At 64.1% G+C, this 17,842-nt stretch carries 21 protein-coding genes; 14 read left to right on the top strand and 7 right to left on the bottom strand.

Annotation, left to right across the window (positions count from 1 at the left end):
* Positions 1-31: 31 nt before the first annotated feature.
* Genes CRO22_RS08480 through CRO22_RS08470 form a run of 3 tightly spaced genes read left to right on the top strand, consistent with a single transcriptional unit; the run spans position 32 to position 1,378 of the window.
* The gene (locus CRO22_RS08480; RefSeq protein ID WP_141399429.1) at positions 32-445 is read left to right on the top strand and encodes a cytochrome c; all 414 of its coding nucleotides are present in this window, start codon (positions 32-34) and stop codon (positions 443-445) included.
* A 42-nt stretch (positions 446-487) separates the two neighbouring features.
* Entirely contained in the window at positions 488-733 is a 246-nt protein-coding gene (locus tag CRO22_RS08475) for a DUF2188 domain-containing protein (RefSeq protein ID WP_394341485.1), read from the top strand.
* A gap of 9 nt (positions 734-742) precedes the next feature.
* Positions 743-1,378, top strand: coding sequence for a hypothetical protein (locus CRO22_RS08470; protein ID WP_097069709.1), 636 nt, complete (start codon positions 743-745; stop codon positions 1,376-1,378).
* A 3-nt stretch (positions 1,379-1,381) separates the two neighbouring features.
* On the opposite strand, the gene parE is transcribed toward CRO22_RS08470, so the two are convergent.
* Entirely contained in the window at positions 1,382-3,346 is a 1,965-nt protein-coding gene (parE, locus tag CRO22_RS08465) for a DNA topoisomerase IV subunit B (protein ID WP_097069708.1), read from the bottom strand.
* 203 nt (positions 3,347-3,549) lie between these two features.
* Between parE and CRO22_RS08460 the strand changes: the two genes are divergently transcribed.
* From CRO22_RS08460 to CRO22_RS08440, 5 genes are all read left to right on the top strand, one after another.
* Positions 3,550-4,428: a TIGR01459 family HAD-type hydrolase gene (locus CRO22_RS08460; protein WP_097069707.1), complete on the top strand. Its 879-nt coding sequence runs from the start codon at positions 3,550-3,552 to the stop codon at positions 4,426-4,428.
* A 129-nt stretch (positions 4,429-4,557) separates the two neighbouring features.
* Positions 4,558-5,001 (top strand): MaoC family dehydratase, encoded by a 444-nt coding sequence (locus tag CRO22_RS08455; RefSeq protein ID WP_097069775.1) that lies wholly within the window; start codon positions 4,558-4,560, stop codon positions 4,999-5,001.
* Between the two features lie 39 nt (positions 5,002-5,040).
* The gene (locus CRO22_RS08450) at positions 5,041-5,964 is read left to right on the top strand and encodes a bifunctional riboflavin kinase/FAD synthetase (protein WP_097069706.1); all 924 of its coding nucleotides are present in this window, start codon (positions 5,041-5,043) and stop codon (positions 5,962-5,964) included.
* Positions 5,965-6,006: 42 nt separating this feature from the next.
* Positions 6,007-6,453 (top strand): YcgN family cysteine cluster protein, encoded by a 447-nt coding sequence (locus CRO22_RS08445; protein ID WP_097069705.1) that lies wholly within the window; start codon positions 6,007-6,009, stop codon positions 6,451-6,453.
* The gene (locus CRO22_RS08440; RefSeq protein WP_097069704.1) at positions 6,454-7,503 is read left to right on the top strand and encodes a threonine aldolase family protein; all 1,050 of its coding nucleotides are present in this window, start codon (positions 6,454-6,456) and stop codon (positions 7,501-7,503) included.
* A 44-nt stretch (positions 7,504-7,547) separates the two neighbouring features.
* On the opposite strand, the gene CRO22_RS08435 is transcribed toward CRO22_RS08440, so the two are convergent.
* Positions 7,548-8,567 (bottom strand): ribose-phosphate pyrophosphokinase, encoded by a 1,020-nt coding sequence (locus tag CRO22_RS08435; RefSeq protein ID WP_097069703.1) that lies wholly within the window; start codon positions 8,565-8,567, stop codon positions 7,548-7,550.
* A gap of 106 nt (positions 8,568-8,673) precedes the next feature.
* Here CRO22_RS08435 and CRO22_RS08430 point away from each other — a divergent pair, with 106 nt between their 5' ends.
* Positions 8,674-9,273, top strand: coding sequence for a 2-hydroxychromene-2-carboxylate isomerase (locus CRO22_RS08430; protein WP_097069702.1), 600 nt, complete (start codon positions 8,674-8,676; stop codon positions 9,271-9,273).
* Positions 9,273-10,085: an alpha/beta fold hydrolase gene (locus CRO22_RS08425; RefSeq protein WP_245860921.1), complete on the top strand. Its 813-nt coding sequence runs from the start codon at positions 9,273-9,275 to the stop codon at positions 10,083-10,085. The genes CRO22_RS08430 and CRO22_RS08425 overlap by 1 nt, the downstream gene beginning before the upstream one ends.
* Before the next feature lie 35 nt (positions 10,086-10,120).
* On the opposite strand, the gene CRO22_RS08420 is transcribed toward CRO22_RS08425, so the two are convergent.
* From CRO22_RS08420 to CRO22_RS08410, 3 genes are all read right to left on the bottom strand, one after another.
* Positions 10,121-11,185, bottom strand: a complete 1,065-nt coding sequence (locus CRO22_RS08420; RefSeq protein ID WP_097069701.1) for a 5-(carboxyamino)imidazole ribonucleotide synthase — start codon at positions 11,183-11,185, stop codon at positions 10,121-10,123.
* Positions 11,178-11,663, bottom strand: coding sequence for a 5-(carboxyamino)imidazole ribonucleotide mutase (gene purE, locus CRO22_RS08415; protein WP_097069700.1), 486 nt, complete (start codon positions 11,661-11,663; stop codon positions 11,178-11,180). The genes CRO22_RS08420 and purE overlap by 8 nt, the downstream gene beginning before the upstream one ends.
* A gap of 72 nt (positions 11,664-11,735) precedes the next feature.
* A complete protein-coding gene (locus CRO22_RS08410; protein WP_097069699.1) occupies positions 11,736-11,966 on the bottom strand; it encodes a YdcH family protein in 231 nt (76 codons plus the stop codon).
* Between the two features lie 230 nt (positions 11,967-12,196).
* Here CRO22_RS08410 and CRO22_RS08405 point away from each other — a divergent pair, with 230 nt between their 5' ends.
* On the top strand, positions 12,197-12,607 hold the full coding sequence (locus CRO22_RS08405) for an Hsp20 family protein (RefSeq protein ID WP_097069698.1): 411 nt from the start codon (positions 12,197-12,199) through the stop codon (positions 12,605-12,607).
* 14 nt (positions 12,608-12,621) lie between these two features.
* Positions 12,622-12,852 carry a DUF1150 family protein gene (locus CRO22_RS08400; protein ID WP_097069697.1) on the top strand — a complete coding sequence of 77 codons (231 nt, stop codon included), beginning with the start codon at positions 12,622-12,624 and terminating at the stop codon, positions 12,850-12,852.
* An 88-nt stretch (positions 12,853-12,940) separates the two neighbouring features.
* Here the strand turns inward: CRO22_RS08400 and CRO22_RS08395 are convergent, their stop codons facing one another.
* On the bottom strand, positions 12,941-14,647 hold the full coding sequence (locus CRO22_RS08395; protein WP_097069696.1) for a bifunctional sulfate adenylyltransferase/adenylylsulfate kinase: 1,707 nt from the start codon (positions 14,645-14,647) through the stop codon (positions 12,941-12,943).
* A gap of 235 nt (positions 14,648-14,882) precedes the next feature.
* Between CRO22_RS08395 and CRO22_RS08390 the strand changes: the two genes are divergently transcribed.
* Positions 14,883-15,350, top strand: a complete 468-nt coding sequence (locus CRO22_RS08390) for a hypothetical protein (RefSeq protein WP_097069695.1) — start codon at positions 14,883-14,885, stop codon at positions 15,348-15,350.
* Between the two features lie 57 nt (positions 15,351-15,407).
* Here CRO22_RS08390 and CRO22_RS08385 read toward each other — a convergent pair whose 3' ends face one another.
* Positions 15,408-15,953, bottom strand: a complete 546-nt coding sequence (locus CRO22_RS08385) for a VOC family protein (protein WP_097069694.1) — start codon at positions 15,951-15,953, stop codon at positions 15,408-15,410.
* Between the two features lie 395 nt (positions 15,954-16,348).
* On the opposite strand from CRO22_RS08385, the gene CRO22_RS08375 reads away from it, so the two are divergent.
* Positions 16,349-17,758 carry a DHA2 family efflux MFS transporter permease subunit gene (locus tag CRO22_RS08375; RefSeq protein WP_097069692.1) on the top strand — a complete coding sequence of 470 codons (1,410 nt, stop codon included), beginning with the start codon at positions 16,349-16,351 and terminating at the stop codon, positions 17,756-17,758.
* Positions 17,759-17,842 lie beyond the last annotated feature (84 nt).

Genomic DNA, 17,842 nt, shown 5'->3' with positions numbered 1-17,842 from the left:
TGGTGCGAAGATGGCGCAAAGGGAGGGGATGATGCGTGCTCACATGACGGTTTTTGCCCTGACGCTGGCGGGACTTGCGGCCTGTGCGCCGCTTGTTCACGGCCTGCCGCCCGCGGCGCAGGATTATCAGGATTATTGCGCAGGCTGCCACGGGACGGGCGGGGAGCCCGGCCCGATTGCGACGGAGTTGCACCTGCGCCCGGTTTCGCTCGCGGATCTCACCATGATGAACGACGGGAATTTCCCCGAGGCGCGGGTGATGTCGAAGATCGTCGGCCACAAGGAGCATGGCGAGATGATGGGGGCCGAGGCCGGGCAGATGCCGCCTTTCGAGCCGATGCTGGAAGGCCCGACAGTGCTTTACGACAGTGGCGACGGCGTGCCCACGCCCACGCCGCTCCGGCTCGTGCGGCTGATGGAATATGTGAAGGGGATGCAGAAATAGCGAGGTGTTGCTTCGCGAGAAGCAGAGGCCATATACTTCATCATGCAGCTTGAGGACTCGGAAATGGCTCAAAAGGGACAACATGTCGTGCCTTCGGGCGGAAAATGGGCGGTTCGGCGCTCGGGAGCCGAGCGTGCATCAGGGGTGTTTTCTACCCAGGAAGAGGCCGTGAGCCGAGCGCGTGAACTCGCGAAGACCCAAGGGACCGAGCTTTATATCCATGGGCGGGATGGCCGTATCCGTGAACGGAGCAGCTATGGGAAAGACCCCTACCCACCAAAGGGGTGAGGATCCTTCGTGGCTTTCGAAGACGAAGTTTTTATCAATTGCCCATTTGACGAAGACTTTGCTCCGCTGCTGGAGGCGATGCTTTTTTGTATCGTTTCATTCGGCCTCACTCCGCGGCTCGCGACGGAGCGTCTGGAGAGCGGCGAGAACCGTTTCGACAAGATTTATGCGCTGGCCAGAGGTGCCAAATATTCCATCCACGACCTCTCCCGCTGTCGCGCGAAAGAGGCAGGTGAATATGCGCGCATGAACATGCCGTTCGAGTTCGGAGTCGATGTGGGTATCCGGCGGGCTGCGGCGGATCTTCCGAGCGAGAAAAAGTTCCTAGTTTTTGAACGCGAACCCTATGAAATCAAACGAGCACTCTCTGATATTGCCGGGCAGGACATTGAGTTCCATCGCGGAGATTTCCAGCTCGTCATCGAAAAGGTGCGGGACTTTTTCAGAGTGGAAGCTGGTTTGCCAGTGTCTGGCGCTGCGAGGATAGAGGCGGATTATGCGACATGTCTTGCGTGGATGCTGGAAAAGAAGATTCATGAGGGGCATTCCGAGCGCAGGGCACTGAAGCTGCCAACGCAGGAACGGCTCGAAGAGATGAGGAACTGGATCGCGGCGGGCAGACCGGAAACTTTCTCCCCATCTTGACCGCTACACATCCAGTTCCATATCTTCCACGAACTTCGCGTTCTCGGTGATATACTGGAACCGCAGTTCCGGCTTCTTGCCCATCAGGCGCTCCACCAGATCGTCGGTCTCGCCCGCAAACTCGTCGTCGATCGTCACCCGGATGAGCTTGCGCGTCGCCGGGTTCATCGTCGTGTCCTTGAGATCCTTCGCGTCCATCTCGCCCAGACCCTTGAACCGCTGCACGTCGATCTTGCCCTTGCCGCCCAGACCCTTCTTCAGCCAGGTCTCCTTTTCGGCATCATCGGCCACGTAGATCCGCTTGGCGCCCTGCGTGAGGCGGTAAAGCGGCGGGCAGGCGAGGTAGAGGTGACCTTTGTCGATCAGCGGGCGCATCTGCGTGAAGAAAAAAGTCATCAGGAGGCTCGCGATATGCGCGCCGTCAACATCGGCGTCGGTCATGATGATGACCTTGTCATAGCGCAGGTCATCGACGCGGAACTTCGCGCCCAGCCCGACGCCGAGCGCCTGCGCGAGATCGTTGATTTCCTGGTTCTGCCCGAGTTTCGAGCTGGCCGCGCCGAGCACGTTCAGGATCTTGCCGCGCAAGGGCAAAAGCGCCTGGGTGGTGCGCTCGCGCGCCATTTTCGCCGAGCCGCCCGCCGAGTCGCCCTCAACGAGGAAAAGCTCGGTGCCCGCGCGGTTGGAGGCCGAGCAGTCGACGAGCTTGCCGGGCAGGCGCAGCTTTTTCGTGGCGGATTTGCGCGAAGTTTCCTTTTCGGCGCGGCGCCTGAGCCGCTCCTCGGCGCGCAGCACGAGAAAGTCGAGGATCGCGCCCGCGGATTTTGGATCCGCCGCCAGCCAGTTGTCGAAATGGTCGCGCACCGCGCTTTCGACCCATTTTGCCGCCTCTTCCGTGCTCAGCCGGTCTTTGGTCTGGCCGACGAAAGAGGGCTCGCGGATAAAAATCGAAATCAGCGCGCAGCCGCCCGTGAGCATGTCTTCGCGGGTGATCTGCGCGGCCTTCTTGTTGTTGGAAAGCTCGCCGTAAGCGCGGATGCCCTTCAGGATCGCGGCCCAGAACCCGGCCTCATGCGTGCCGCCCTCGGGCGTCGGCACCGTGTTGCAATAGCTGTGAATGAAGCCGTCGCGCGCGGGCGTCCAGTTGATCGCCCATTCGACCGAGCCGGGCACGCCGAATTTTTCCTCGAAACTCACGCGCCCGGCAAAGGGTTTGTCGGCATAGGTCGAGGCGCCGGTGAGGGTTTCGCCCAGAAAATCGGCGAGCCCGTTGGGGAAGTGGAACGTCGCCTCCATCGGCATGTCGCCGTCGGGCAGTTCGCTTTTCCAGCGGATTTCGACGCCCGAAAACAGATAGGCCTTGGAGCGCGCCATCCGGAAGATCCGGGCCGGTTTGAGCGCGAGCGAGCCGAAGATTTCTGGGTCGGGGTGGAAGGTGACCATTGTGCCGCGCCGGTTCGGCGCCGCGCCGATCATCGCAATCGGCCCCTGCGGCACCCCGCGCGAGAAGCGTTGTTCGTAAAGCTCCTTGTTGCGCGCCACCTGCACCACCATCAGGTCGGAAAGCGCATTGACCACTGAAGAGCCCACGCCGTTCAGACCGCCCGAGGTGGAATAGGCCTTGTTGGAGAACTTGCCGCCCGCATGCAGCACCGTCAGGATCACCTCGAGCGCGGATTTGCCGGGAAATTTCGGATGCGGATCAACCGGCATGCCGCGGCCGTTGTCGGTGATCGTCACCGAGCCGTCGGCGTGCATCTCCACCCCGATCCGGGTGGCATGGCCCGCCACCGCCTCGTCCATCGCATTGTCGAGGATTTCCGCCACAAGGTGATGAAGCGCGCGCTCGTCGGTGCCGCCGATATACATGCCCGGGCGCTTGCGCACCGGTTCGAGCCCCTCGAGCACCTCGATCGAGGAGGCGTCATAGGTTTCGGTCGGGGACGAGGACAGAAGATCGCCGGCCATGCTGCTCGCTTTCATTGGTGATTGTAGAGGGAAGAGATACAGCAGCTTGGGGGGGTGGGGCAAGAAGGGCCGGCCCTTGCGCCCCGCCGCGACGGAGCGGGGCAATGCGCTCCTTTCAAGCTTTGCCATTCTGTCGCATCGGTGCCATAAGCTGCCTGCCGCTGCGACCCATTCCGCGGCGCCATCTACCCGAAAGGCCCCCGATGACCCGTATCCTCCGTGCGCTCGACGATATTTCCGACCTGTATGACGCGGTCTTCTGCGATCTCTGGGGCTGCCTTCATAACGGGGTGCGCCCTTTCCCTGCCGCAGTCGAGGCGCTCACCGCCTTCCGGGCCCGCGGCGGCAAGGTCGTGCTGATCACCAATGCGCCGCGGCCGGCGCGCTTCGTGGGCGAGCAACTTGACCGGATGGGCGTGCCGCGGGAAGCCTATGACGTGATCGTGACCTCGGGCGATGCGGCGCAGGATGCGATGTTTGCGGGCGCCGTCGGGCGCAAGGTCTGGCATCTGGGGCCGTCGAAGGACGATGGGTTCTTCACCGAAGTGCCCGCTGCCTGGGCGGGCCGCGCCGAGATCGAGCGCGTGCCGTTCGAGGAGGCGGAAGGGATCGTCTGCACCGGCCCCTTTGATGAGGTGAACGAAGTGCCGGAGGATTACCGGCCGCGCTTCCTTGCCGCCAAGACCCGCGGTCTGCCGATGCTGTGCGCCAATCCCGATGTGGTCGTCGACATGGGCGAAAAGCGGATCTATTGCGCAGGTGCGCTGGCCGCGCTTTACGAAGACATGGGCGCGCGCGCGCTCTATTTCGGCAAGCCGCATCCGCCGATCTACGACATGGCGCGCCGCCGGCTTCTTGAAATCCATGATACCGACGACAGCCGCATCCTTGCCATTGGCGATGGCATCAATACCGATGTGGCGGGCGCGATGGGCGAGGGGCTCGATGTGCTTTTCGTCACCGGCGGGCTCGCCGTTGACCAGTTTGGCCCCGATGCCGAGGAGCCCGATCCCGATCTGCTGGCCGCCTGGCTCGGCGCGCGTCAGCAATCGCCGCAGTATTCGATCGGCAAATTGCGCTGAAATGTGGCGCGTGGGGTAACTATATTGCGCGTATTTCACAGTTTTTGGTCATAAGTTTCGCTGCGCTTGCATTGTTGTGGTCTGCATGCTATGCCGCGCCGCAACATGACCCTTGGCCCGGAGCGCCCCATGACCGACACGATCCACCGCGGCACGATCTGCATCGACGAGCTTGAAATCGGCATGTGCCGCGCGCTCACGAAGGAAATCACCGATCGCGACATCGAGATGTTCGCCGAGGTGTCGACCGATCACAACCCCGTGCATTTGGACGAGGATTTCGCCAAGGGGACAATGTTCAAGGGCCGGATCGCCCATGGCATGCTCTCTGCCGGGCTGATTTCGGCGGTGATCGGCGAGCAATTGCCCGGCCATGGCACGATCTACCTTGGCCAGTCGCTCAAATTCCGCGCTCCGGTGCGCCCGGGCGATGTGGTCACGGCCGAAGTCACCGTTGCCGCGATCGACCCGGTGAAGCGTCGCGTGACCCTTGAAACCCGCTGCCGCGTGGGCGATACGGTGGTGATCGAGGGCGAGGCGCAGGTTCTGGCGCCCGCCTGCAAGGCGGACTGACACGGCAAGGGCTCCGGGCCGCGCCGGAGGCGGGGACGGATGCGAGTTTACAGCACCTGGACGGGGCTTGCGGCCGAGGCGAAGGGCGCCTCGGTGGCGATGGGCAATTTCGACGGCGTGCATCTGGGCCACCAGTCGGTGATCGATCTTGCCCGCGGGCGCGGGCCGCTCGGCCTCATCACTTTCGAACCGCATCCGCGCGAGGTGTTTTCCCCCGAGGCCCCCGCCTTCCGGCTGATGAATGCCGAGGCGCGCAGCCACCGGCTGGAAAAGCTCGGCGTCGAGCGGCTTTACGAGCTTCCGTTCACGATGGAACTGGCCGGGCTTGCGCCCGAGGCCTTTGCGCGTGAGGTGCTCGCCGAGGGGCTTGGCGTTTCTCACGTTGCGGTGGGGGGCGATTTCCGCTTTGGCAAGAAGCGGGCGGGCGGCACGGCAGAATTGATCGCCTTTGGCCGCCGCTTCGGCTACGACGTCACCGTTGCGCCGCTTCTGCATATCGAGGGGGTCGAGGTCTCGTCGACCAATATCCGCCACGCGCTGAGCGAGGGCCGCCCCGAGGATGCCGCGAAGATGCTCGGCCACCTGCACCGGATCGAAGGCGAGGTGATCCACGGCGACAAGCGCGGCAAGGGGCTCGGCTTTCCCACCGCGAACATGTCGGTGGCCGGGCTCCATCTGCCGCGGCTTGGTGTCTATGCGGTCAAGGTCGATGTGCTGACGGGGCCGCAGGCGGGCAGCTATCTGGGCGCGGCAAGCCTTGGCGTGCGGCCGATGTTCGGCACCAACACGCCGAATCTCGAGACTTTCCTTTTTGACTTCGACGGCGATCTTTATGGCCAGCATCTCTCCGTTGCCCTCGTCGCCTATCTCCGCCCGGAGCTGAAATTCGACGGAATCGACGCATTGCTCAAACAGATGGCAGAAGACTGCGTTACGGCCCGTCAGATTCTCGCAACCCTCTGATGCCCCTTTTCATCGCGCTCCGCATGGGGCAGGTTCCCGGCAATGACCACGCTTCGCCCTGATTTCTGGACCCTGCCACTCAAGGCACTTACTCCCGCGGAATGGGAGGCTCTCTGCGACGGCTGCGGCAAGTGCTGCCTCAACAAGCTTGAATACGAGGATACGGGCGAGCTCGAATTCACCCGTGTTGCCTGCAAGCTGCTCGACGGCGAGAGCTGCCGCTGCCGCTCCTATGAGACGCGGCACCGCTATGTGCCCGAATGCGTGCGTCTGACGCCGAAATCGCTGAAGAAAAGCGTGTACTGGATGCCTGTGACCTGTGCTTACCGGCTGCGCTGGGAAGGGCTGCCGCTCCCCGCTTGGCACTATCTGATCTCGGGCTCGACCGAGACGGTGCATGAGGCGGGACAATCGGTGCGGGGCTGGACCGTCTCCGAGGCCGAGGTGCCCGAGGACGACTGGCAGGACTATGTGATCGAGGATCTCTGAATGCACTTTGCCTCTGACAATACCGCCGGGGTCGCGCCCGCGATCCTTGCGGCGCTTTCCGCCGCCAATGCCGGCCACGTCCCCTCCTATGGCGCCGACTCGCTGAGCGCCGAGGTGGTGGCGCGGCTGCGCGCGATTTTCGAGGCACCCGAGGCGGCGGTTTATCTTGTGCCCACCGGAACCGCGGCCAATGCGCTTTCCTGTGCCGCGCTGACCCAGCCCTGGGGCGCGATCTTCTGCCACCGCAACGCCCATATCGAAGAGGACGAATGCGGCGCGCCGGAGTTTTACACCGGTGGCGCGAAGCTCGTGCTCGTTGATGGTGCCGATGCGAAGATGGACCCGGGCGCGCTGCGCCGCATCATCGCCCATACCGGGCGCGGCGGCATCCACAATGTCCAGCGCGGCATGGTTTCGCTGACCAATGCCACCGAGGCGGGGGCGGTCTATACGCCCGCTGAAGTGGCCGCGATCTGTGCGATCGCGCGTGATTTCAAGCTGCCTGTCCATATGGACGGGGCGCGCTTTGCCAATGCGCTCGTCTCGGCGGGCTGCACGCCTGCGGAGATGACCTGGAAGGCGGGGGTGGAGGCGCTGAGCTTTGGCGGCACCAAAAACGGCTGCATGGGGGTGGAGGCGGTGATCCTTTTCAACCCCGCCCGTGCGCATGAGTTCGAAACGCGCCGCAAGCGTGGCGGGCATCTGTTCTCCAAGCACCGCTTTCTGGCGGCGCAGATGGCGGCTTACCTTGAGGGCGATCTCTGGCTCGATCTCGCGCGGCATGCCAATGCGATGGCCGCGCGGCTCTCGGCGGGTATCCGCACCGTGCCGGGCGCGCATCTGCTACACCCGACCGATGCGAACGAGGTTTTCGCGGCCTTCCCGCGCGGGGCGCACCGGCGCCTTCATGCGGCGGGCGCGGCTTATTATCTCTGGCCGTTCGATCAATCGCTCGAAGGCGATGCGGCGGAAGCCCTTTCGGCGCGGATGGTGACGAGCTGGGCCACGACCGAGGCCGAGGTGGAGACTTTCCTTGCGCATCTGAAATGAAGAAGGGGGGCTGCGCCCCCCTTCACCCGGTCAACGGGGCGCGCTCATTGTGCCGAATAGAGCCCTTCATAGATCGGCACCAGCGTATCGGTCTCGAAAAGCGAGCTGACCGAGGTGCCCGACCAAGTGTTGAGGATCGCTTGCGCGAACATCGGCGCGGTCGGCACGATGCGGATATTCGCCGCCGCCTTCACGGCCTCGGTCGGCTCGATCGAATCCGTGATCACCAGCGATTTCATCACCGAGCCGGTGATGCGCCCCACCGCCGGGCCCGAGAGCACGCCATGGGTGATATAGGCATGGACCTCGGTCGCCCCCGCCTCGATCAGCACATCGGCGGCTTTGACGAGCGTTCCCGCCGTGTCGCAGATGTCATCGACGATGATGCATTTTTTGCCGGTCACGTCGCCGATCACGGTCATGCCAGCGACTTCGCCCGCCTTCTCGCGGCGCTTGTCGACGATGGCGAGCGGCACGCCGATGCGTTTGGCCAGCTCGCGCGCGCGCGCCACGCCGCCCACGTCGGGCGAGATCACCATCACATCCTCAAGCTGGCCCTTGAAATTGTGCAAGATGTCGAGCGCGAAGACCGGCGCGGCGTAGAGGTTATCGACCGGGATATCAAAGAAGCCCTGAATCTGCGTGGCGTGCAGATCAAGCGTCAGCACCCGGTCCACGCCTGCCTCGGTGAGCAGGTTCGCCACCAGCTTCGCCGAAATCGGCGTGCGCGCCTTGGCGCGGCGGTCCTGGCGGGCATAACCGAAATAGGGGATGACGGCGGTGATCCGGTCTGCCGACGAGCGCTTGAGCGCATCGGTCATGATCAGCAGTTCCATCAGGTTGTCGTTGGCCGGGTTCGAGGTCGGCTGGATGATGTACATGTCCTCGCCGCGGACGTTCTCATAGACCTCGACGAAGATTTCCTGATCGTTGAACCGTTCGACCCGGGCGTCGACAAGACCCACTGACATGCCGCGATGCATCGACATGCGCCGCGCAATCGCCTGCGCCAGCGGGCGGTTGGCATTGCCGGAAATGAGCTTCGGTTCGGTCATCGCGGGCATCTTCGGTCCTTTCACGCGCGCCGGCGGGGCAGGATTCGCCGGATTGCGCCTGCCTTAGCACCGGGCTAGCCTGCCCGCAAACCTTGCAAGCCGGGGGAGCGATACTATGGCGCATATCGATTACTTTTTCTCTGTCTTCAGCCCCTGGACCTATCTGGCCGGGGACCGGCTGGAGCAGATCGCCGCAAAACACGGGGCGAGCCTCACTTACAAGCCGCTTGACCTGCTCACGCTCTTTGATCGCACCGGGGGCGTGCGGCCCGCGCAGCGCCATCAGAGCCGGCTCGATTACCGGATGCAGGAGCTTGAGCGCTGGTCGAAGCATCTCGGCATGGAGATGGTGCTGAGGCCCGTCGGCTATCCGCCCAATGGCGCGCCCGCCTCCTATGCGGTGATCGCGGCTCAGGCGGCGGGCGGGGGCGATGTCGGCGCGCTCGTGCGCGGCATCCTGCATGCGGTCTGGGTCGAAGAACGCAACATCGCCGAGGATGACGTGCTGCGCGAAAAGCTCGAAGCCGCCGGGTTCGACCCTGGCCTTGTCACCTCGGGGCTCTTCACCGGCGCGATGGCCTATGAAAAGAACCTCGAGGAGGCGGTCGAGCGCGGCGTTTTCGGTTCGCCTTTCTACATCGTGCGCGAGAGTGACCAGCGGTTCTGGGGGCAGGACCGGCTCGATTTTCTCGATGCACATCTGGCGGGCCTCTGATGGCGCATGACCGGCGCATGGGGCATCAGATCTGGTGGCATGAGATCGGGCAGGGGGGGCGCCCGGCGCTGGCGGTGCATTGCACGCTTGGCGCAGCGAGCCTTTGGGCCCCCGTGCTTACCCCGCTCGCCGATCGTCTCACCGTCACAGTCTTCGATCAGCCCGGCCATGGCCAGTCCCCGCCCTGGGAGGATCCGGAGCCGGAGCCCGGAGCCTATCAGCGGCTGGTGACACAGATTGCGGCAAGTTTCATCTCGCGTCCCGTCGATCTGATCGGCCACAGTTTCGGTGCTTCGGTCGCGCTGCGCATCGCGGTGGGGGCGCCCGAGGCGGTGCGTTCGCTCACGCTGATCGAGCCGGTGCTCTTTCGCGCCGTCGAGGGAAGCCCGCAATGGCGCGACCTGCGCGGGCATCAGGACCATTTCGAGGCGCTGATCGACGACGGCGATTACGAGGCGGCGGCGAAAGGTTTCATGCGCGAGTGGGGCGCCGGCGTGCCCTGGGCGGCACTGCCCGAGCATCAGCGCGCGCGGTTTTGCGCCTCGATGCCGATGGTCCGCAACATCTCGGCAGCGAATTTCGAAGATCCGGGGCGGATCTGGCGCGAAGACGGGATCGAGGGAATCGAGGCGCCGGTGATGCTGGTCCACGGCGACAAGAGCCCGCCGATCGTGGCAGATGTCTGTACTGCGCTCGCGGCGCGGATGGCGGATGTCGGCACGGCCTGCATTCCGGGTGGCGGGCATATGTTGCCGGTGACCCATGCCGAGCAGGTGACCGACCTTATTGCGCTCAATCTCGAGCGCAGCTAGGGGCGGGCGGCGCGGCCGCGTCCCCCGCGTTGCCTTCACAGCACGCGGTTGACGTGGCCCATCTTGCGGCCGGGCTTCGCCTCGGCCTTGCCGTAAAGGTGGATCTGCGTGTTCTTCGCCCTTGCGAACTCCGGCACGCGCGCCACATCCGCGCCGATCAGGTTGAGCATCTCGACATCGGCATAGCGGCTGCCGTCGCCCAAGGGCCAGCCGGCAATGGCTCGGATATGCTGCTCGAACTGGTCAACCGCGCAGCCGGCCTGCGTCCAGTGGCCCGAATTATGCACCCGGGGTGCGATCTCGTTCACCAGAAGGCCCCCGGGCGTCACGAAAAGCTCGACGCCGAGCACGCCCACATAATTTAGCGCGTTAAGGATTCGCGCGGCGATCAGCACCGCATCCGAGCGCAGCGACGGCGGGATCTTTGCGGGTACCGTGGTGGTATGCAGGATGCCCGCGCGGTGCACATTCTCGCCCGGGTCATAGCAGGCCACCGCACCATCAAGCCCGCGCGCGGCGATCACCGAGATCTCGGCGGAAAAATCGACGAACCCTTCGAGCACCGCCGTGGCGCCGCCCATAGCCGCAAGCGCTGCAGGCGCGTCTTCGGGGGTCATGATGCGCGCCTGGCCCTTGCCGTCATAGCCAAGGCGCGTCGTTTTCAGGATCGAGGGCGCGCCGATGCTTGCGATGGCCGCCTCAAGGCTTGCGGCATCTGTCACCTCGGCCCAGGGGGCGGTGGTGAGGCCAATTTCGTTGAGGAAGCTTTTCTCGAGAATCCGGTCCTGGCTGATCGCCAGCGCATGGCGGCCGGGCCGGATCGGGCGCAAGCTCTCGAGCAGGTCGAGCGCTGCGGTCGGGATGTTTTCGAACTCGTAGGTGATGACATCGACGCCTTCGGCAAAGGCGCGCAGGCAGCCGGTATCTCCATAAGGTGCGGTGAAGATCCGTTCGGCCACCTGCCCCGCGGGGGCGCCCGCGCCGGGCTCGTAGATATGGCATTTGAGACCCAGCCGCGAAGCGGCGACGGAGAGCATCCGCCCGAGTTGGCCGCCGCCCAGAATGCCGATCGTGGCGCCCGGTTTCAGCATCTCACTCATCCTGCGGCTCATCGGGGATCGAGGCGGAGAGGGCGGCGCGCCACGCATCGAGCCTTGCGGCAAGCTCGGCGTCCTGCAACGCGAGGATACCCGCGGCCATCAGCCCGGCATTGGCCGCGCCTGCCGCGCCGATTGCCATCGTGGCCACCGGGAACCCCTTGGGCATCTGCACGATCGAATAGAGGCTGTCGACGCCCGAGAGCGCGCGGGTCTGCACCGGCACGCCCACCACCGGGACACGGGTTTTCGAGGCCATCATGCCGGGCAGATGCGCGGCGCCGCCCGCGCCCGCGATGATGACCTGAAGGCCGCGGTCGACGGCGGATTTGCCATAGGCCCAGAGCCGGTCAGGGGTGCGATGCGCCGAGACGATCTTTTTCTCGTAGGGCACGCCCAGCTCGTCGAGCACCGTCGCCGCTTCGCGCATGGTCGCCCAGTCGGACTGGCTGCCCATGATGATTCCCACTTTCACGCCCATTCGGCCCCCCAAATTTCGGAACCGGCACTATAGGCGGCCGGTTTGCGGGGGCAAGCGGTTGTGCGGACCCGCTCAGGCGATGATATCGGGGGTGAGGCGGTCTTCGATCCGGGCGATCTGGTCCTTGAGCGACAGCTTCTGCTTTTTCAGCCGTACCAGACGCAACTGGTCGGGGTGCGCCGCGGCGATCAGCGCGGTGATCGCCTCATCGAGGTCACGATGCTCCCGGCGCAACACCTCAAGCTTCACCCGCATCACATCTTCCGGGTTCATCTCCAGCGGCGTGTCGCTATGGGCATTCATGGCGGGTTCCGGAACTGTTGTGACAGGGGTCTTGGATCACGTTCCGGGCGCGCGCGAGTCGCTCCGGAATTCCCGAAGTATAGCGATAACTTGCGGTTGCGGGGAAAATTTCAACCGTCTTGCCGGCCTGCCCCCTCTTGCACCCGTCGCTTCAGACCCCATATCGTCTGCATCGGGCTGCCGCACCGCGGGGCCCTGCTTCGCACGTCGCTTTCCAAAGGGCTTGCCAGATGACGAAACTGAGCTTCGGCGCACATCCTTATCTACTGGGGTTCGATCAACTCGAACGCCTCGTCGAGCGGACCGCAAAATCCTCCGACGCCTATCCCCCTTACAATATCGAGCAATCCGGGCCTGACGAATTCCGCATCACGCTTGCCGTGGCCGGTTTTGCCGAGGCTGATCTTGCGATCACCATGGAAGATCGCGCGCTGGTGATTCGCGGTCGTCAGGCCGACGAGGGCGCCGAACGGGTCTTTCTGCATCGCGGCATTGCCGCGCGCGCCTTCCAGCGCAGTTTTGTGCTGGCCGATGGCGTCGAGGTGTCGGGAGCGGGGCTCGAGAACGGCCTGCTGCATGTTGATCTGAAACGGGCCCAGCCCGAGCCGGTGGTGCAGACAATTCCGATCCGCAAACGTTGAGTGGGGGATATGAGATGAACCATAAATTCGATTTCGGCCCGGAGATGGGGGAGGAGCGCATCCTTTATGTGCGGCCGGTCGCCGTCTCGGACCTGCCCGAAGACATTCGCGCTCAGGCGGGCGGGGCAACGCGGATCTATGCGCTTCATGCCGCGAATGGCGAGCGGCTGGCGCTGGTGAAGGATCGCTGGATGGCCTTTCATCTGGCGCGCGCCAACGAGGCGGTGGCGTTGAGCGTGCACTAACGTGCGCTGGGGCGTCTGCCACGCCCGACCGACCCCGGAATGAGCAAGGGGCGCACGAGGCGCCCCTTTTGTTTCCTGGCTGACCGGTTCAGCCCTTGATCAGGCCCATCGACTCGAGCTTCAGGATCACCTGATGCGCGCAGTGGTCGACATCGACACCGGTCGTGTCGACGGCCAGTTCGGGGTTGCCGGGCACTTCATAGGGGTCGGAAATGCCGGTGAATTCCTTGATCTTGCCTTCGCGGGCGAGCTTGTAGAGCCCCTTGCGGTCGCGCGCCTCGCATTCCTCGATCGGCGTGGCGACATGCACTTCGACGAAAGCGCCGTAAGCCTCGATCATCTCGCGCACGGCACGCCGGGTGGCCGTATAGGGGGCGATCGGCGCACAGATCGCGATGCCGCCGTTCTTGGTGATTTCCGACGCCACATAGCCGATGCGCTTGATGTTGATGTCACGGTGCTCTTTCGAGAAGCCGAGTTCCGAGGAGAGATGCTTGCGCACCACATCGCCGTCAAGCAGCGTCACCGGGCGCCCGCCCATCTCCATCAGCTTCACCATCAGCGCGTTGGCGATGGTCGACTTGCCCGAGCCGGAAAGCCCGGTGAAGAATACGGTGAAGCCCTGTTTGGCGCGCGGCGGCGAGGTGCGGCGCAGCTCGGACACCACTTCCGGGAAGGAGAACCACTCCGGAATGTCGAGCCCTTCGCGCAGGCGGCGGCGCAGTTCGGTGCCCGAAATATCGAGCACGGTGCAGCCTTCGGGCACTTCGTTTGCCGGGAAATAGCTTGCGCGTTCCTGCACATAGACCATGTGCTTGAAGTCGACCATGGTCAGGCCGATTTCCGCCTCATATTGCTTGAAGAGATCCTGCGCATCATAGGGGCCGTAGAAATCCTTGCCCTCGGAGTTCTTGCCCGGACCGGCATGGTCGCGCCCGACGATGAAATGGGTGCAACCATGGTTCTTGCGGATGAGCCCGTGCCAGACCGCTTCGCGGGGGCCGGCCATGCGCATCGCGAGGTTCAGAAGGCTCATCGTCGTGGTCGATTGCGGATATTTGTCGAGCACCGCCTCATAGCAGCGCACACGGGTGAAATGGTCCACATCGCCCGGCTTGGTCATGCCGACGACGGGGTGGATGAGCAGGTTCGCCTCCGCTTCGCGGGCGGCGCGGAAGGTCAGTTCCTGATGCGCGCGGTGCAGCGGGTTGCGGGTCTGGAAAGCGACGATCTTGCGCCAGCCGAGCTTGCGGAAATAGGCGCGCAGCTCGTTGGGCGTGTCGCGGCGGGCCTTGAAATCGTAGTGCACGGGCTGCTGGATGCCGGTCACCGGACCGCCGAGATAGATCTTGCCCGCGGTATGGTGCAAGTAATTCACCGCCGGATGGGCGAGGTCGTCGGCGCCGAACACGTTTTCGGCTTCTTTCGCCTTGTTCGGCTCCCATTTGTCGGTGACCGAGAGGATGGCGAGAATCACGCCTTCCTGGTCGCGCAGCGCAATATCCTGACCGGGGGCGATGCCTTCGGCGAATTTCTCGCTCACATCGAGCGTGATCGGCATCGGCCAGAGCGTGCCATCGGCCAGCCGCATGTTGTCGACGACGCCATTGTAATCCGCCTCGCTCAGAAAGCCTTTGAGGGGCGAGAACCCGCCATTCATCAGCAGTTCGAGGTCGCAGATCTGGCGCGCCGTGAGATCCCAGGATGGCAGGGTGGCGGCTTCGACCTTCAGCTTGAGCGCAGATTCGTGAGAAACGTAAAGCTCCGGAATGGGAGCGAGGTTGGGAAGGGTCATCGCAGGGCCTGCTTTCGAATACAACATCAACGCGCCAAGGCGCTTGCGCCGCGATTTGCCCGCATTGACAGGGTTTTTCAAGTGAAAGCACGGTAAATGGCGCAAAAGAGACGGCTATGACGTGAAATTGCCGCGGCGCAGAATGAGTTTCTGCAAACTGCGTCAAAGCACGCCGTTTGTTGCGGACCGGTGCAGTGCTATCGTGGGAACAATTTTTTCATTCTAGGGGGAAGTCATGGGTCTTAAATCGAGTCTGACGCCGATCGTCGCGGGGTGGATGTGGATCTCCGCCTGCGAATTCGGCATCAATGCCTACTGGCTCAAGGCCGAGTGGGAAGACTATTTCAGCGCTCTGGGGACGGAGTTCCCCGGCACGCCGATGCAGATGCTGGTCTGGGCGGGCTGGGCGCTTGTTTACGCGCTCACGCTGCGCATGTTGCTTGCCCGCTTCGGCGGTATCTTCGCGGGCCTGATCTCGTGGTTCATGGTGTTCGGGCTGACGTTCGTGGCGCTCGGCAACATCAACATGATGTCGACCGAGATGCTGCAACTCGTCGTTCCGGCGACGCTGGTCGAGGCGGTTTCGGCGGCGCTGGTGATGAGCATGTTCGTGGCGATCAACCGCTCGCGCGCGCGGGCGAAGAAGAAAGCCAAGGAAAAGGCGAAGGCCGCCGCCAAGGCCGGAACTCCGGTAGCTGCATAAGCACGATCCCTGCAAACCCTGCAAGGCCGCCCCCGGGCGGCCTTTTGCATGCTCGGCCTATGGGCCGCGCCGTGGCAACTCGCGCATCCCCTTGCGGAAGATCGAGCCCCAGTCGGGATGGTGGCGCTCCTCCGCCTTCATCGCACGCCACCAGCGCCAATAGGCGGCCGGGGGGGCGATGCGGGGAATATGCGCCAATTCCAGATGGAATCCATTGATCGGATCATCGAAGAAAACGGCATAATAGCCCGGCGCATAAAGATCATAGGCTTTGGGTGCATCGGTGACCACAAGCCCGTGGGGCAGCAAGAACTCGGTATGGAAAGCCTTGACCTCGGCGCGCGAGCGTGCCCAAAGGGCCAGATGATGCAGCCCCACCGGGCGTGCGGCAAAGTCGATCTTTGTGCCTGAATGCGCCGGTTGCAGCCCGATGTAGCTGTGCGGAAAGGGTTTCGCGGCCATGTAATAGGTGGAGCGGTAGCCGATATCGAGCGTCGAGAAGCTCATGTAGCCGAGCCAGCCGAACAGCGCATCGTAAAACGCCACCGAGGCCTCGTAGTCGAGCACCGAAAGCTCGATATGGTTCACGCCACGTCCCCGCATGAAGCCAGCTTACCCGATTGGCGTGACAAGGCAATGACGCCGGGCTCGGAGGCCGGGCCCGGGCGGGAGGGGCTGACGCGCCCTGGAGGCTTGCCGTAATCCGCGGCCTTCAGAGGCCGTTAGGAGGCAAATATTTGTAATATAATGAAAATCATTTCTGGCGCCGCATTCGTGCCCTGAAAGATGCGGCAATTGCCCTTCAAGAGGCTCCCAATGCCCTCGTGTTTGAGGCCCGCGGCGGCCCCGAAGAGGCATCGTGCCGCGACCGGAATTAGCCATTTCGTACCGGAGCGGAGGGGGCTAGACAGGCCGGATACGCGGAAAGCCGCATCAGACGACGAGACGACCATGACAAGCTTCCTCCCAGATCCGCCTCTTGCCATGGACTTCCGCGAATGACCCGGGCCGCGCTGCGTTCGCTGATCCGGGCGCGGCTGATGCCGTTGATCGTCGCCGTCGCGCTTTTGATGGAGACGCTCGACGCCAATGTGATCTCGACGTCCTTGCCGCAGATCGCCCGCGACCTCGGCACTTCGCCGATCCACCTCAAACTCGCGCTGACCTCCTATATGCTGGCGCTCGCCATCTTCATTCCGGCCTCGGGCTGGGCCGCCGACCGCTTCGGCGCGCGGCCGATCTTTCGCCTCGCCATCGGGGTCTTTGCGGCGGGCTCGATCGCCTGCGGCGCGGCGGATACGCTGGCCGGGCTGGTCGCCGCGCGCGTGCTGCAGGGCATCGGCGGGTCGATGATGGTGCCGGTCGGACGGTTGATCGTGCTGCGCACGACGCCGCGCGCCGAACTCGTCAATGCGCTCGCCTGGCTTACCGTGCCCGCGTTGATCGGGCCGGTGCTGGGGCCGCTTCTGGGCGGCTTCATCACCACATATTGGGACTGGCGCTGGATCTTCTGGATAAACCTGCCCATCGCCGCGCTCGGCCTCGTGCTGGTGACTTTGTTCGTGCCGCAGATCACCGCCGAGACCCGGCGTCGCTTCGATCTGCGCGGCTTTCTGCTGCTCGGCCCCGGCCTGGGCACGCTGCTGACCGGGGTGACACTGGCGGGGCTCGACCTCTCCGTGCCGCTCTTGATTGCAGGGTTCACCCTCGGCGGCATCGCGCTTGTCGCCGCCTATGTCGTGCATGCGGGGCGGGTCGAGGAACCGCTCGTCGATCTTGGCCTCCTGCGCATCCCCACCTTCCGTATTGCCGCGCTGGGGGGCACCCTGTTCCGCATCGGCGCCGGGGCGCGGCCGTTCCTGTTGCCGCTGCTCTTCCAGCTCGGCTTCGCGATGACCCCGTTCCAGTCGGGCGCGCTGACCTTCGCCTCGGGGCTCGGCGCGATGACGATGAAATTCGTCGCCAAACCGATCCTCGACCGGTTCGGCTTTCGCCGCGTGCTGCTCGCCAATGCGGTGATTTCCTCGGCGCTGATGCTCTTGCCGATCGCGTTTACCGCCACCACACCCTGGGTGCTGATCGTGGTGCCGCTGTTTGTTGCCGGGGTCGGCTGGTCGCTGCAATTCACCGCGATCAACGCCATCGCTTATGCGGAGGTGCCCGCCGAGCGGATGAGTTCGGCCACTTCCTTCACCTCGGTTCTGCAACAGCTTTCGGGCTCGATCGGCATCACCCTCGCGGCCTTCGGTTTGACGGGTACGCAGAGGCTGAGCGGGCATGCCGTGCTCGAGGCGCCAGATTTCGCCCCGGTGTTCGGGATGGTCGCGGCGGTGGCGATGCTCTCTGCGCCGATTTTCGCGCGCCTCGCGCGCGATGCCGGGGGCGGCATGCTGCGGGTGCGGCGCTGATCAGATCGGAAAGGTCGATCCGGCTCAAAATCGGGCGATGCAGCGCAAGCCTCTCTCTCGATGCGATTGCGGAACCGACAAGGG

It is taken from the genome of Rhodobacter maris, assembly GCF_900217815.1.
In the GTDB taxonomy this organism is placed as follows: domain Bacteria; phylum Pseudomonadota; class Alphaproteobacteria; order Rhodobacterales; family Rhodobacteraceae; genus Rhodobacter; species Rhodobacter maris.
The sequence above is the reverse complement of the archived record's forward strand: the minus strand, read 5'-3'. Positions and strand labels throughout refer to the sequence as shown.

Bases quoted from the DNA above. Each gene is read 5' to 3' on its own strand.
- CRO22_RS08480 (WP_141399429.1), top strand. From the start codon at position 32: ATGCGTGCTCACATGACGGTTTTTGCCCTGACGCTGGCGGGACTTGCG.
- CRO22_RS08475 (WP_394341485.1), top strand. From the start codon at position 488: ATGCAGCTTGAGGACTCGGAAATGGCTCAAAAGGGACAACATGTCGTG.
- parE (WP_097069708.1), bottom strand. From the start codon at position 3,346: ATGGCCGGCGATCTTCTGTCCTCGTCCCCGACCGAAACCTATGACGCC.
- CRO22_RS08460 (WP_097069707.1), top strand. From the start codon at position 3,550: ATGACCCGTATCCTCCGTGCGCTCGACGATATTTCCGACCTGTATGAC.
- CRO22_RS08455 (WP_097069775.1), top strand. From the start codon at position 4,558: ATGACCGACACGATCCACCGCGGCACGATCTGCATCGACGAGCTTGAA.
- CRO22_RS08450 (WP_097069706.1), top strand. From the start codon at position 5,041: ATGCGAGTTTACAGCACCTGGACGGGGCTTGCGGCCGAGGCGAAGGGC.
- CRO22_RS08445 (WP_097069705.1), top strand. From the start codon at position 6,007: ATGACCACGCTTCGCCCTGATTTCTGGACCCTGCCACTCAAGGCACTT.
- CRO22_RS08440 (WP_097069704.1), top strand. From the start codon at position 6,454: ATGCACTTTGCCTCTGACAATACCGCCGGGGTCGCGCCCGCGATCCTT.
- CRO22_RS08435 (WP_097069703.1), bottom strand. From the start codon at position 8,567: ATGCCCGCGATGACCGAACCGAAGCTCATTTCCGGCAATGCCAACCGC.
- CRO22_RS08430 (WP_097069702.1), top strand. From the start codon at position 8,674: ATGGCGCATATCGATTACTTTTTCTCTGTCTTCAGCCCCTGGACCTAT.
- CRO22_RS08425 (WP_245860921.1), top strand. From the start codon at position 9,273: ATGGCGCATGACCGGCGCATGGGGCATCAGATCTGGTGGCATGAGATC.
- CRO22_RS08420 (WP_097069701.1), bottom strand. From the start codon at position 11,185: ATGAGTGAGATGCTGAAACCGGGCGCCACGATCGGCATTCTGGGCGGC.
- purE (WP_097069700.1), bottom strand. From the start codon at position 11,663: ATGGGCGTGAAAGTGGGAATCATCATGGGCAGCCAGTCCGACTGGGCG.
- CRO22_RS08410 (WP_097069699.1), bottom strand. From the start codon at position 11,966: ATGAATGCCCATAGCGACACGCCGCTGGAGATGAACCCGGAAGATGTG.
- CRO22_RS08405 (WP_097069698.1), top strand. From the start codon at position 12,197: ATGACGAAACTGAGCTTCGGCGCACATCCTTATCTACTGGGGTTCGAT.
- CRO22_RS08400 (WP_097069697.1), top strand. From the start codon at position 12,622: ATGAACCATAAATTCGATTTCGGCCCGGAGATGGGGGAGGAGCGCATC.
- CRO22_RS08395 (WP_097069696.1), bottom strand. From the start codon at position 14,647: ATGACCCTTCCCAACCTCGCTCCCATTCCGGAGCTTTACGTTTCTCAC.
- CRO22_RS08390 (WP_097069695.1), top strand. From the start codon at position 14,883: ATGGGTCTTAAATCGAGTCTGACGCCGATCGTCGCGGGGTGGATGTGG.
- CRO22_RS08385 (WP_097069694.1), bottom strand. From the start codon at position 15,953: ATGCGGGGACGTGGCGTGAACCATATCGAGCTTTCGGTGCTCGACTAC.
- CRO22_RS08375 (WP_097069692.1), top strand. From the start codon at position 16,349: ATGACCCGGGCCGCGCTGCGTTCGCTGATCCGGGCGCGGCTGATGCCG.